The following is a 13,957-nucleotide window of genomic DNA, read 5'->3' on the forward strand; positions in this document are numbered from 1 at the left end:
CATGTATTAGGCACGCCGCCAGCGTTCGTCCTGAGCCAGGATCAAACTCTCCAATAAAGTGTTGTTTGATTAGCTCGTTTTTGCACTAAAAGTGCAATGCTGATAAATCAGCTTTTTTGATTAACGTTGACGTTTTTTGTTCGTTCAGTTTTCAAAGATCAATCTCGTTCGCTTCAGAAGCGACTATATTATCATAACATTTTATCAATCTAGATGTCAACAACTTTTTAATTTCTTTTTTCTAAGTTGCCGTCATCAACGACTGCTTTAATATAATAACATCGATTAACTAGCACCGTCAATACTATTTTAAAATATTTTTCAACACCAATAATTTTGATGATATCTCTCATTAAATCCTTCCATATTCTTAATATCCTCGTACATTCCTTGATATTATTTCATCTGACTTTTCATAATAACTTTTAAGATTTCTTTAAATATTATTACTCTTGAATTCCTTGTTATCTCTATTGCATTCTTATTGCTATTAATTCTTTCGTACTATATTTAATACTAGTTCCTTCCTTATTATATATTGATTACTTTCACATCAAAAAAACCGTTGAGTGATCAGCGGTTTTTTTTAACAACTATAAAATTTGTGATAAAAAGACCTTTGTTCTTTCGTGCTTCAGATTACCAAAAGAACAAGGGTCAGCAACTTGTTTAGCAAATCCCGTTTCATGAGTTACAACATGCATTGTCATTCCAGATTCAGAAAATGTCTTCATTACATCTAATACTTCTTTAACCATTCCGAATTAAGCGCGGACGTCGGTTCAACAAAAAGCATGATCTTCAGTTGCATCGCAAGTGCTCGCGCGATGGCTACACGCTGCTGTTGGGCCACCTGATAGTTGCCCTGGAAACTCATTTGCTTGTTCTGGAATTCCAACTCTCTCTAAAAGTTCTCGAGCATTTTTCTCGGTTTTATCCTTCTTCCACTTCCTGGCCCAAATCGGACATTACTGAGCATTCAATCCTCTATCTAACTTAAAGATTGTATCTTTACCAAGGTGACGCCCTAAAATTCCCATAGTTCCCTACTTGTTTAATAATTTGTTATGCGAAGTCCTTAAGCAAGCCTAATTGCTCTCCTAAATCACCTTCAGTACCAAGCAAACGCATGATTTCTGGATCCTCATCTTTCAAGAACTCATCAACATTTTTAGATATAATGCCGATTTCCTCTGCTTGGATAGTTGCATAAGCCATCCATGTCATCACATCAAACCGCTTATCGTCCCGCCTTTAACCGCAGGTGCTAGAGGTTCTTTTGAAAGGTTCTCAGCTCATATTTTATGCGCTTTTGGATCCACAATAATTGATTGACTTGATACAAGGCCGGACTTATCTGTAGTCCAAGTCTGCAAGATTCAATTCTGTTGTTGTTCCAGTATCAACACCAATACGTGCACCCTCTAAATCTTTAAGGCTATCAATCCCACTGTCAGCACCAACCGTAATCCCTTGACCATTATAGAAGGTAATCGGCCCAAAGTTTAACCCGACTTCTGCTATACTTTCGAAAACAGATAATCAAAAAAAACCGCGCCTTCACTCGCGGTTTTTTTTGATTAATTACTATCTTTTAAAAGGCCACCAATTGGCAGCTCCAAAGTTTTTCACCATTACAGGAATGAATAACGGCAAAATAACAATTGAATATAAGAGAAGGCCAACAATGACGATAGATGCAATTTGCAGCAGTGATAACATACCTGAAGGCATCATTGCTGCAAAGGTGCCTCCGAGAATAATTGCAGCTGATATGATGACTGTCCCCATCTTTTTCATTGAAAGAAGCATTGCCTCCGCGACTGACATGTCTTTATATTCATTAAAGCGATCCATTAAGAAAATACTGTAATCCACTCCAAGTGCGATTAAAATAACAAACGCAAAGAATGGGACAGCCCAGCTAATTCCCGTATAGCCAAAGATATGAACATAAATTACTTCATTTACGCCCATGGAAGTATAGTAGGTTAATATTAATGAACCTATGATATAAATAGGCATAATAAGCGACCTGAATAAAAAGATTAAAATTAACGAGATGCCAGCAAGCATAAGAACGACAGTGCGTGAATAATCTTGACTGGACATTGTGTCTAAATCAATATTAGTACTTGTAATCCCCCCGATGGCTACCTCAGCATTCTCAAGTTTCGTGCCTTTTGTTACCCTTTCAACCGATTGTTGAATGTCCTCGATTTTCGCCATTGTTTCATTAGAATAAGGACTAGCTTCAAATATTACATCTAACGTCATAATCTTGCGATTGTCGGATAAATAAGTATCTAACACTTGAGCAAAATCTTCACTCTGCAAAACCTCCTCAGGTATATAAAAACCATCTGAATAGGTGGATAATCCTGATAAATAATCTTGTGCTGATCCCAAACCGGATGATACTTGATTCAGTCCATCCGAGCTTTCCTTCAAACCGGAAGTCAGTTCGTTCATTTGATTTCCTAAACCGCTAAAACCAGCAAGCAGCTGTTCTTGCCCTCCAGTAACCTGATTTAATCCATTTGTTAATTGCGGGAAATTGGCTAAGATCTCTCCTTGGCCATCAGCTAATTGATTCAGTCCCTGCTGTTGTTCATCAATCCCATTGATAAGCTGCTGAAGTCCTGCAGGAAACTCTCTTTGTCCTGCTATCGCCATCTGCAGATTTTCATTCGCTGCAGCTAATCCAGATTGGACTCCCTTCAGGCCAGCATTAGCAGATTGCATCTTCTCTGCCAATGGGTTTAGGCTCTTTTGAATTGATTGTAGTTCTCCTTTCATCGCCACATAGCTTCCATCCTCGTTTAAATCCGGATGTTTTCCTTCCACATAACTGAACAGACCTGTAGATACCCCATCCAATTTTTGCGATAATCCCATTAAACCATTACCGATTTCTTCATATCCTGATATTAAACCAGCCATACCTGTTTGCGTTTTGTTATATCCATCTAATAGCTGTTCATAAGCAGATAATAATCCTTCTGCAGCAGATTTAGCTTCATCTAGTCCCGCTTTTATCTGTTCCGAACCTGCAGAGCCTTGACGAATGCCATCCTCTATCGTTGCAAGATTTGCTTGAACTGCTTTTAGACCTGTGTGAATCTCATTTGTACCATCGATTAGATCATTGATCCCTTTTTCAGCACCAGATAATTCAGGCTCAGATTTTGTCAATTCATTACTGGCCTCATTTAATCCAGCACTAATTTGATCGAGTCCATCCTTGCCTTCATCCAGTCCGCTTTCCAAAGTCTCTGCTTGATTGGCAACAAAGAAATCATCAATGGTTTCTCCAGTTGGTCTCGTCGCTGATCGAACAGTTTGCACTAATTCGATTTGTTCAATTTCACTGCTTATTTTTTCTACAATATTTAAATACTCTACTGTGTTCAGCTCTTCATCATTCTTAATCACAATCTGTGTCGGCATAGACTCCCCTGGACCAAAGCTATCCGCAATTGCATTGAATGCCTTAATCGAATTGACATCGCCACTGATTTCCTCTAAGGAATCATAAGACAATTCCCCATCGTAAGTAACAAGAAACGGTACACAGACAACAGCAACAATGAGTAACGCGATAAGAGGACGTGATAAAGAGAACCGACCTGCCATACCCCAAATTCTGCTTTCACCATGTTCAATTTTTCCTTTAGCAGGCCAGAATAGCTTGCGTCCAAGAACCATCATAAAGAATGGTACAATTGTAAAGAGTGCAACAAGAAGTATCGCAACACCGATTGCTACTGCTGCTGCTGATTGATAGAGAATAAATTGAGAGAAACCAATCGCTGCAAACCCAATCATTACTGCCACCCCGCTAAAAAATACCGTTCGCCCAGCATTTTTATAAGTAGCAGCAATGGCTTCCTGGATGCTATCTGTTTGTGAAAGCTCCTCTTTATAACGACTTAATAGCAGAATGCAATAATCCGTACCAATGCCGAAAAGAATCGCAACAAGAAAGATTTGCGTATAATTCGATATAGGAAAATTAAATTGATCTACTAGTATGGATACAATGGATTGTGATGCTAAATAACTAAAACCGACCGTTAGTAATGGTATCAGCGGTGCAACTGCTGATCTAAAAACCAGCAATAATACAGCCAAAATAAAGACCACTGTAATACCTTCCGTCTTCTTTAATCCCTCTTCCGAACTCTTCATTAAGTCTTCATTAATCATCCATTCACTTGTAAAATGGTGGTCAACCTTTACAGGAGCAAGCGTTGCATATAATGCCTCGCTCAGTTCTTCTGCTTCACGGTCTTTCCAGCTGATATTGATTGAAGCCAGAATCGCTTTGCCATCATCTGACACTAATTGATCCTTTAGAGATCCTTCATTAAAATGTGTCAAGACCTCGGTAATTCCAAGTTCTTCTTTCTGTTCTTCAAGCAAGTTAATCGCTTTTTCCGCTTCAGCAATTTCTGATTCCGTCAGTTTCTTTTCGCCATGAAAAACTAAAGCTACCTGTGTTTCATCTCCCCCGCCCTTCTGGGATTGAATCTCCTTCGTCATCTCACCGGCAATGCTTGATGAATAATCATCAGGTACAGTGATCTGACCCTTCTCTCGAACGAGATCTGCCATATTTGGCGCAGCAAAGAATAGCCCTATAGTCAATACAATCCATGTGATAAAGATGAACCACTTTCTATTAATAATCGTATTCACAAACACTCCTCCAGTTCCACTTCTTTTCTTTCTATTAAAATCTTATTTAATTTTTCGTAGGTTTGTATAAATTGTTGAATTTCGGCCTGTTCAAATTCATTTAAAAATGATTCTACCAGCTTATGTATCTTTGTTTCTGTTTCTAAAAATAGCCGCTCTCCTTTTTCTGTAAGTGATAAATAGACAACTCTGCGATCCTTTTCATTCCGTGTCCGTAAAATGAATCCCTTTTCCCATAACCTTGAGATGATTGCTGTTATCGCACTTTTTTTAACAGCAAATACTTCTGCCAATTCAGTCGATGTACAAGAATGAGCACCATGAATATACCTCAATGTATAATGCTGATCATTCGTAAGTGTACTGCCTACTTCGTTCTTTATCAGATTCTCTCCCGTTCGGTTAACCATGAAAGAAACGGCAATATATCGATCCACTAATTCTTTAATTTCATTATTCATTGATTCCAGCACACCTCTTCAGAAAATATAGTTTCACTATTGAACTATTTAAGAGTTTAACTATAAATGATTAGAAAGTCTATAGATAATTGGAAAAAAACACTAGAAAAAGGTAAAATCATTCAAGTAAAATAAAGTAAATTATTGGTTTTTTTGTTATAATAATAAAAATATCTTTAGGTCTTAAGACTCTCAGACAAAGGATGACTGATCATGACAAATATTTATCACTCTATTCAAGAAACACGTTCTGAAATGATCAAGTTAGCAAATAAGCATGGTTATACATCTAAACAAGCATTAGAGTGTAGTCAGAAACTAGACCATTTATTAAATGTATTGATGCATAACGAAGAGGGAAACAGGGAGAAAAGCAATAACTAATTCATTCATGCACATAGACATTGATTAAAATCATATTTTCTAATTGTTTATCATCTCCAATTTACTATAATAAAGATGAGGTGAGACTATGGGGCGTGAAAGAAAGTTTTCAAATGATGAATTATTCAAACATACAAAGGAATTACTTCTATTGGTTGGTTATGAAGGATTCACCTTCAGCATGCTGGCTGAAAAAATGGAAGTTTCAAGAGCCACTTTCTATAAGTATTTTGAAAACAAGGAAGAATTGATTACAGAATTTATGATTCATGAAATGAATGAATTCCTAGTTAAACTAAAAAAAGTGGAAACCTACGCTAACTTTAATGAACAATTCGAATACTTAATGGATATTATTTTTGAACGAACTGAAATCCAAGAGTTGATAGAAATAACCATGCAAGTCCAATCGAATTCAAATAATAAAGCACGTTTAAATAAAGAACAGTTTGAAGATATGCGTTTAAATATGTATTCCTGTTTACAAAGCTTCATTACTTTAGGCAAAAAAGAGGACAGGCTCAATGCACAGGTTCCTGATACGTTAATTTTAGGTTTTATATTCCAATCAGTTGCCATTCCAAACCATTTTAATCTTCCACGTAAAGAATGGGTTCAATCAATTAAAGAGGTAATTAGCAACGGAATACTGTCATGAAATTTATTGACACTCCTGTCACATTGAAAGATAATAAATATTGGAAATGAAAGTGACTCCATTTATATAAGCAGATAAATGATTTTAGGCTGATTGAAAACGCTCTTAGTATGCAAGACTTGTTTCTGATGTGAATATCCATCGCAAGGGTCAAGTTTCACATATACGAGCGTTCCCATTCAGCCTATTGTTGTCACTTTTATAAAAAAATGATGTGAAAGGAAGTGAACGAAATGAGAGCTTTCTTAAACGGAATAACCCAATTTGTAACAACGAAGAAGGGGATGTGGATTACCATCCTTAGCTGGCTCGTTGTTACCATCTTGCTTGCGATATTTGCACCAAACGCAAAGGACTATGAAGTAAGCAGAATTGCCACTCTTCCTGATAATGCGCAATCAGTTATTGCTCAAGGAAAGGTTGATCAGTATTTCTCTAACAATGATGGAACTCCAGCGATTCTTGTGTTTCAAACTGAAGGAGAATTGTCTATTGATCAAGTAGCTAATGTTTTGGATCGATTTAAGAAGGAAGAGATAAATGGGATAGAAGAGATTATTCCATTAGCAAGCTTGCCTCCTCAAGCTACTGCTGAATTTTTCTCTGAGGATGGAACAACCGCTGTCATACCGCTGATGTTCAAATCCTCTCTTGAAAATAAAGAGATTCGGGATTCATTAACACAAATGAAGGAGGTTGCTGCAGATAACTCTGAATTGCATATGTATGTCACAGGACCTGCAGGAATCGGAGCTGATTCACTCGATTTATTTTCCCGAGCAGATTTAGTTCTGATTTTGTCTACAGTTGGATTAATTCTCATTTTGCTTATTGTCATTTACCGCTCACCATTACTGGCAATTATCCCGCTTTTAGCGGCCGTATTTGTCTATGAAGTGGTCATGAAAACACTAGGTATTTTAGGAAGCGCAGGACTTGCATTAAGTAATCAAACGATATCAATCATGTCTATCCTCTTATTTGCGGCCGTGATTGATTATTCGCTTTTCATATTCTCCAGATTTCGCGAAGAACTTAAAAATCACGAGAATAAATATGATGCCATGCGAGCTGCCATGCACGAGGTGGGAATGCCTGTGTTTTTCTCGGGCGGGACAGTCTTGGCTGCGATGCTTGTATTATTCTTTGCCCAGTTTGGGGACTATCGTAACTTTGCACCAACATTCGCCACGGCAATGGCCATCATTATGGTTGCATCGATTACACTCGTGCCAGCACTATTTACTCTTTTCGGAAGAAAATCGTTTTGGCCCAAAGTTCCAAAGGTTGGCTCTGCCAAAGTAAAACCAACATCCTTTTGGAGTAAAACTGGGAGATTTGTTGTAAAGAAACCCGGTATTTCAGTAGCCGCTGTCGGTCTTATTCTCCTTATCTCTGCAAGCAATATCGTTAATCTGGAATTTGAATTTGACACGATCAAATCATTCCCGGAAGATATGCCTTCCAGACAAGGATATGAAATACTGGACGAGAAATTCGCCAGTGGCGACCTTGCTCCCTCCACTGTATTATTGGAAGCCGACACCGCTACCACCGAGGAACAACAAGAGTCGCTAAAAGAGGAACTTTTATCCCAGCCGCTTGTTGGAAATGTTCGGATAAGTGGAACGGCTGAATCTGATCAAGTCGTGCAATACAGCTTGTCATTTACTGAGAATCCATACGCTCTCGAAACCATTGATGCAATGGAGGCAATGATAGACAACTCAGATCAGATCATCACTGACAGCGGATTAGAAGGAGAATTATTTTTCGCAGGTGAAACCGCTGCACAAGTTGATGATCGCATGGTTAATAACCGCGATGTAATTGTCATTGTGTTATTGGAGACTTTACTGATTTTTGTCATGCTTATCTTTTTAACTAGATCTGTGAAAATGCCTATTTTCATGATGGGGACAATACTGATCTCCTTCTTGGCTGCACTTGGCCTTGGCATATTCCTAACTGATTTGATTTTTGATATCAGCACTGTCAGCAATCGGGTGCCATTGTATGCTTTTGTCTTCTTAGTTGCTTTGGGAATTGACTATAACATCATGTTAATATCAAGATTCCAAGAAGAACGCAGAAAACATTCCGTCAAAGAAGCTGTAGAAATAGCCGTCGCTAATACTGGCGGAGTCATTTCATCTGCAGGCATTATCCTCGCCGCTACCTTTGCGGTATTGATGACGCAGCCTATCCAATTGTTGTTTGTTTTTGGGTTTATTGTGGCAGTCGGTATTCTGCTAGATACTTTTCTTATTAGAGGGGTATTATTGCCTGGACTGTTAGTCTTGCTAGAGAAGGATCAGGCAAAAGAAGAAAACAAAAAAGTCCGCAGCCGCAATTGATGTGACATCTGTGTGAAACAGGGATTAAAGGTAAAAGCGGAGTTCTCTCAATGAGACTCCGCCTTTCTTATATGATTTGATAAGGCTTTTATACATATGGCTATTCCTTTTTTCAAATCTTCATGACTCCAGCTGGGGATTTTTTCATGCTGAATGGCAAGTTCATGAGATGCCGGAATATGGATGAAACCGGATGGGACAGCAAGGTTTCTCTTTATCATATAATAGAGCCCCTGATACATCACATGATTGCATAAATAAGTACCAGCTGTGTCAGACACATCTGCAGGCAAACCTGCTTCATTAAGAGCATCTACCATGTCTCTTATTGGCAAGGTAGATAGATAACCGTCAGCACCATCGAGATGGATCGTCTCATCTATTGGTATATGACCCTCATTATCTGCTGGACCATGATTGACATTGACCGCTATGCGCTCTGGCGTTATTTTAAATCTCCCTGCGGCAAGACCTAAAGAAATAACGGCATCAGGCTGCTCCTTTTTAATAGCTTGAATCAGCTCCCCCCCTGCTTTTTTAAAATCCACAGACAGAATCGTTGCATGAATGCGATATTCTCCTATTATTTCACTGTCCAATTCTTCTGCTATTTTCATAGTTGGATTGATAGGAAAATCAAGAAATGGTTCAAATCCTGTTAGCAGTAGCTTTTTCATGTAGTTCACTCCCCTTTTAACACTTCGCTCTAATCACCACAAATAATTAAAGTTAATTACTTTTATAACCAATAATAGACGCATTATTCTATTTATTCAATCTATAACTTCTAGCTTAGAAATTAACAGGTCCTGCTCCATTCCTATCATGCAGTGAAAAAAAGCCTGCTTCAGCTGACATAACGCTGAAACAGGCCTTTAGATTAAGAGTCCTTACTTAAGGAAAGTTGACCCTCATTTTTTTCTTTTTCTTTTTGTTCCTTCGATGTTAGTTCAGAATCCATATAAAGTCTCGTACTTTCAAGTCCCATTAAGACTTCTTCTTGTTCAAGAATTTCCATAATGGAGAAGTTAATGCTCTCTTTTATTGTTAAGAAATCTCCCCAAACCGTTGTATTTGTGAAGAAGTACAAGAATACTTCATAGCCGTTATCTTTAAATGAGTCAAACTTAACGAAAACCGTTTCAGGGTGAATATCTGGATTATTCTTCACAATGTCCTCAATACGATGTACAATCTTCACTAGTTTTGCCTTAGGAGTATCGCGGGAAATTGTGAGATTAAAGCTAATTTGGCGTTTCCCCATTTGACTCCAGTTTGTGATTGATTCATTAGCTAATGTTGCATTTGGAACTGTAACCACTGCTTGGGCAAAAGTACGCACCTTTGTACTGCGGAATGAAATATCCTCAACTGTCCCTTCCACGCTTGGTGTCATAATCCAGTCACCAATTGTGAACGGTTTTTCCGTAATAATGATAAATCCTCCAAAAAGGTTGCCTATGGCATCTTTAGCCGCAAAAGCAATAGCTACCCCGCCAAGCCCCAGACCTGCCACAAAGCCATTGACATCATATCCAAACTCTTGAGCGATAATACTAAAACTTATTGCAACGATTACTACACGAAGAGATTTAGATAAGAAAGGAATTAAGATATCATCAAGTTCTAATTTATAGTTATCCCTAATCTTAATAAAAAGAACGGATGAAGCCGATGCAATATTATATAATCCCCAAGTAAGCATTGCCACGACAGATGACGAAATTATATCTTTAAACAAAGTATTATCCTGTTCAAACAGCGGAAAATAATCTGAAGCTACATAGATACCGATAATAATGAATAACCACTGTATTGGTTTTTCAAATGAGAGGAAGAAATGGGATATGAGATCCGTAGGCGCCTTCCTGCTTAATCTTAAAATGAGTGAGAAAATATATTTTGAGAATAGTCCTCTAAAAACCAGAAACAGCAAGACAATTCCAATTGAAATGCCTAGATTTAATAGAAAATCATATGAAAAAAAAGATGGCCAATTCATCGCTTTTTTTTACCTCCTTACAAACTAATGTATATCATACCATATCAGTCAAAAGAGGTTGAGTAAAATGCTATGAGGTTCATAATAAATTTATCTAAGCTGCTTTCAATCCGACTACCGAAAAAATGATTCCTAAAATACAGATCATTCTTAACCCACTTTTTGGTTCTTTATAAAAAATCATCCCGACCACAGCTGCTCCTACTGTACCAATTCCAGTCCACACCGCATACGCTGTTGCAAGCGGAACCGTTTCCATCGCACCTAGCAAGAACTTAAAGCTGATTAAAAATCCGGCAATCAAAATGATATTATTCGTCCAGTTATTTTTTACTGCCGTCCGCTTAATCCCTATAACGCCAACCACTTCAAATAATCCTGCCAAGATAAGCATCATCCAATCCATTATCCCTCTCCTCCTTGTGCGGTTAATTTCAGTCCTGCAATACAAACGAGCAACAAGAGGATTAAAAAGATGCGCATTACGCTGACTCCGCCTGTTATAACCATTTCTACTATTGTTGTGCCAATGGTGCCCATTCCCGCAAAAACAGCATAAACCGTACCAATCGGCAGGACTTGAGTTGCTTTAATAATTAAATCAAAACTAATAAGCAATGAAACGATGATTACAATGGAAGGAATAGCTTCATATTTGAACCCACTGGCCCAAATCACTTCAAGTAAACCGCCTATTACCACGTAAATCCACGCTTTTGTCTCACTCATCCTTTTTTTCCTCTCCTTTGTTATTTTCAAGATGCCAATCAACGATTCGGTCAATATAATTCATTACTTCCGCATCCATACCATATACTTTTGGTTTCTCCCCCTCTTCGGGTCGAATCAGCCCCCAATACTTATCAATGAGCTGCTCATCCTTCTGAAACCATTCATTCCCCATCTCTAATATTTGTTTTGCAAGAGATTGAGATGTTTCTGAATCTGGAGGTTCATGAAGGTTTGCTTTCACATCTCGGATTAGCTTCGCCCATTGCATATTCCTCGGATCAGCAGTACTAAGATCAGGCAAATTTTCCAAAATATTTATTTCATCCTCTTTAAAATACAGATCCCGAAATGCTTGGCGATTAATTGTCGGCAATTGTATTGCTTTTACAAAAAGGAAGATATCTTCGGGATTTACCTCGCTTTTCATTTCTAACGCATGTCTTGTCAGCTGCAATAGCCTCTCCATCTCTGCAAGCTTCCTCTGCTGTTCCGCAACTGCTCCCAATTCAAATTCTAAATAACCTCTCCATCTTGATTCTTTACCTTCTTCTTCTGACGAAAGAATTTCTTTTATAGAAGTTAACGTAAAACCCAACTCTTTAAGTGCCGTAATATGCTGTAGTTTCTTTATTTCATCTACTCCGTAATAGCGATAGCCGGTGTCGGCAACCTTTGCAGGCTTCAAGAGGTCAATCTCATCATAATAACGAAGTGTTCTGACCGATAAATTCGTTTTTCTAGAAAGCTTTCCGATACTGAACAACCTGATCACCCTTTCATGTTTTTATTATAAAGTCTTACGTAAACGGAAGAGTCAATGGTATTTTAAAAATAAATTCTTGAATAAAAAAAGAACGTGTATTTAAACATGCTCTCTCACTGTGCATATCACCATATTATATTTGCAATGAAGACTGATTCTCTCTAATCGCTGTTAGCTCCTGCAATAATTCATCTCTTAGTTTATATTTTTCTACTTTATTTGTAGGTGTACGAGGAAGGTCGACTGTAAAGCGAATATATTTTGGCCACATATATTTAGGCATTTGCCCCTCCGCCCATTCCGAGAGTTCTTCTTCATCTATCTCTGAATTGGCTTTTTTTACAACATAAATGGCTACATCGTCCTCATCTCCTTCTTCTGCTGGTACAGGGAAGGCGGCACAAAAATCTATTTCTGAGTGGCTCGTAATGATATCCTCTAGCTGATAGGATGAAATTTTCTCTCCGCGAGAACGAATAACTCCACCTAAGCGATCTACAAAATAATAATATCCATCTTCCCCCAAATATCCGGCATCACCAGTGTGGAACCACAGATTTTTAAAGGCTTTTGTCGTGGAATTCGGTTTGTTGAAATATTCAGACATAATAAGATGCGGTAATTTTGGACGAAAGGCAATCTGACCGACCTTGCCTGCACTGACTTCTAAGTCCTGATTATCCAGTACGGCAACTTCAAAGAATTTGGTTGGTTTCCCCATAAAGCCTTTATCTAATTTCTTATTCCCTTCAATAACCGGGATTTGGAACGTGTTACAGCGCTCAAGAATCTCATGTCTTTCCATGCCTTTTTTAAAATGCTCCGGTGACCCTTTGCCTGGCTCTAATTCGATAATCATCCCTGCTAGCGGATTACCCGATTCCGTTTGACCAAATCCAGCTGAAACAATATCAATACCAAACCGTTTAGCCACCTCATGATGATATTTAGGAAGGGGCTGCATATGGACTTTATTAAGCGTATTCATTCTATCATTCTCTGATGGTTGGGCATTCACCAGCCAAGGAATCATTACATCCAGTAAGATGGCCATACTGGCGCCGCATGTTTCAATTCTATTCCAAAATTGCTTTGGACTGAACTTATCCCAAATTGCAACAGTACAGCCAGAATACGCAGCCTTGGCTATATTAGCAAAGGCACCACCAACATGATAAAGAGGTAAATCATTATATACGACATCCGCTTGGGTCATAAATAATCTCATTCTTAAGGTATAACCATTTATCCACCGATGGGACTGTACTACTCCCTTAGCTGGACCTGTAGTTCCTGATGTATAAATAATATTTGCAGTATCCCAATAATTGATCTCTACATTTAGATTATTAGTTGGACCTTGCATTAATCGCTCAAAAGGAAATTCAATAAAGTTTTGATTGAGAGGCAGCTCAGCTATTTCTGCAATATAGTCGTGGTCCCCTTCCAGTGAATTATGGACGGCTGCTTGCAGTCCTTGTATTTCTGATGAAATTTCATTTAGGATGGGAACCATTGCTCTCTCTGTTATGAGCAATTGCGGCTCCGTATCTATAAGCTGATAGCTGAGCAATTTCCCTCTATAATTAAAATTAATTGGACTAAAAATTGCCCCGCATTTCCAAATTCCAAACATAACCATCGTAGTGATAAACGGATTTTTCAAAAATACTGATATTCTATCGCCTTTTTTGATTCCCTTCTCCATTAAAGAGTGTCCGATACTATTAGTTATTTGATTGAACTGCCAATAGGTAAGCTTCTTTCCTGATTCACCATAATATAAAAATAGCTTCTCACCAGATACATTCGCCCAATGCTCTATACACTTCGTTACAACCTCTTCCTTCACGCCCATTTCATTCAGCAATACATCTGTATTCACTATCTTCCCCTCCC

Annotated in this window: 11 protein-coding genes and 2 pseudogenes; 3 read left to right on the plus strand and 10 right to left on the minus strand. The window is 38.2% G+C overall.

What is annotated here, in order from left to right; genetic code table 11:
* Positions 1–593: 593 nt before the first annotated feature.
* The 4 genes and pseudogenes from J2S17_RS21830 to J2S17_RS21845 all read right to left on the minus strand — a co-directional run.
* Positions 594–938: pseudogene (locus J2S17_RS21830) on the minus strand (ATP-binding cassette domain-containing protein); the annotation flags it as partial.
* A 30-nt stretch (positions 939–968) separates the two neighbouring features.
* Positions 969–1,521: pseudogene (locus J2S17_RS29105) on the minus strand (type 2 periplasmic-binding domain-containing protein); the annotation flags it as partial.
* Between the two features lie 66 nt (positions 1,522–1,587).
* Complete coding sequence (locus tag J2S17_RS21840) at positions 1,588–4,701, minus strand: MMPL family transporter (protein ID WP_307478037.1); 3,114 nt, start codon at positions 4,699–4,701, stop codon at positions 1,588–1,590.
* Positions 4,698–5,162, minus strand: coding sequence for a MarR family winged helix-turn-helix transcriptional regulator (locus J2S17_RS21845; RefSeq protein ID WP_307478038.1), 465 nt, complete (start codon positions 5,160–5,162; stop codon positions 4,698–4,700). The genes J2S17_RS21840 and J2S17_RS21845 overlap by 4 nt, the downstream gene beginning before the upstream one ends.
* Positions 5,163–5,375: 213 nt before the next feature.
* On the opposite strand from J2S17_RS21845, the gene J2S17_RS21850 reads away from it, so the two are divergent.
* From J2S17_RS21850 to J2S17_RS21860, 3 genes are all read left to right on the plus strand, one after another.
* Positions 5,376–5,546, plus strand: a complete 171-nt coding sequence (locus J2S17_RS21850; RefSeq protein WP_307478040.1) for an aspartyl-phosphate phosphatase Spo0E family protein — start codon at positions 5,376–5,378, stop codon at positions 5,544–5,546.
* A gap of 88 nt (positions 5,547–5,634) precedes the next feature.
* A complete protein-coding gene (locus J2S17_RS21855) occupies positions 5,635–6,204 on the plus strand; it encodes a TetR/AcrR family transcriptional regulator (RefSeq protein ID WP_307478041.1) in 570 nt (189 codons plus the stop codon).
* Positions 6,205–6,437: 233 nt separating this feature from the next.
* The gene (locus J2S17_RS21860; protein WP_307478042.1) at positions 6,438–8,561 is read left to right on the plus strand and encodes an MMPL family transporter; all 2,124 of its coding nucleotides are present in this window, start codon (positions 6,438–6,440) and stop codon (positions 8,559–8,561) included.
* Between the two features lie 47 nt (positions 8,562–8,608).
* On the opposite strand, the gene J2S17_RS21865 is transcribed toward J2S17_RS21860, so the two are convergent.
* The 6 genes from J2S17_RS21865 to J2S17_RS21890 form a co-directional block, all read right to left on the minus strand.
* Positions 8,609–9,238, minus strand: coding sequence for a pyroglutamyl-peptidase I (locus J2S17_RS21865; protein ID WP_307478043.1), 630 nt, complete (start codon positions 9,236–9,238; stop codon positions 8,609–8,611).
* A gap of 203 nt (positions 9,239–9,441) precedes the next feature.
* Positions 9,442–10,563 (minus strand): mechanosensitive ion channel family protein, encoded by a 1,122-nt coding sequence (locus J2S17_RS21870; RefSeq protein ID WP_307478045.1) that lies wholly within the window; start codon positions 10,561–10,563, stop codon positions 9,442–9,444.
* Positions 10,564–10,657: 94 nt separating this feature from the next.
* Entirely contained in the window at positions 10,658–10,969 is a 312-nt protein-coding gene (locus tag J2S17_RS21875) for a DMT family transporter (protein WP_307478048.1), read from the minus strand.
* Positions 10,969–11,292, minus strand: a complete 324-nt coding sequence (locus J2S17_RS21880) for a DMT family transporter (protein ID WP_307478049.1) — start codon at positions 11,290–11,292, stop codon at positions 10,969–10,971. Before J2S17_RS21880 ends, J2S17_RS21875 begins: the two co-directional genes overlap by 1 nt.
* Entirely contained in the window at positions 11,285–12,058 is a 774-nt protein-coding gene (locus J2S17_RS21885) for a MerR family transcriptional regulator (protein WP_307478050.1), read from the minus strand. The genes J2S17_RS21880 and J2S17_RS21885 overlap by 8 nt, the downstream gene beginning before the upstream one ends.
* Before the next feature lie 133 nt (positions 12,059–12,191).
* The gene (locus J2S17_RS21890; protein WP_307478052.1) at positions 12,192–13,943 is read right to left on the minus strand and encodes an AMP-binding protein; all 1,752 of its coding nucleotides are present in this window, start codon (positions 13,941–13,943) and stop codon (positions 12,192–12,194) included.
* Positions 13,944–13,957 lie beyond the last annotated feature (14 nt).

Source organism: Cytobacillus purgationiresistens, from assembly GCF_030813235.1.
GTDB lineage: Bacteria > Bacillota > Bacilli > Bacillales > Cytobacillaceae > Cytobacillus > Cytobacillus purgationiresistens.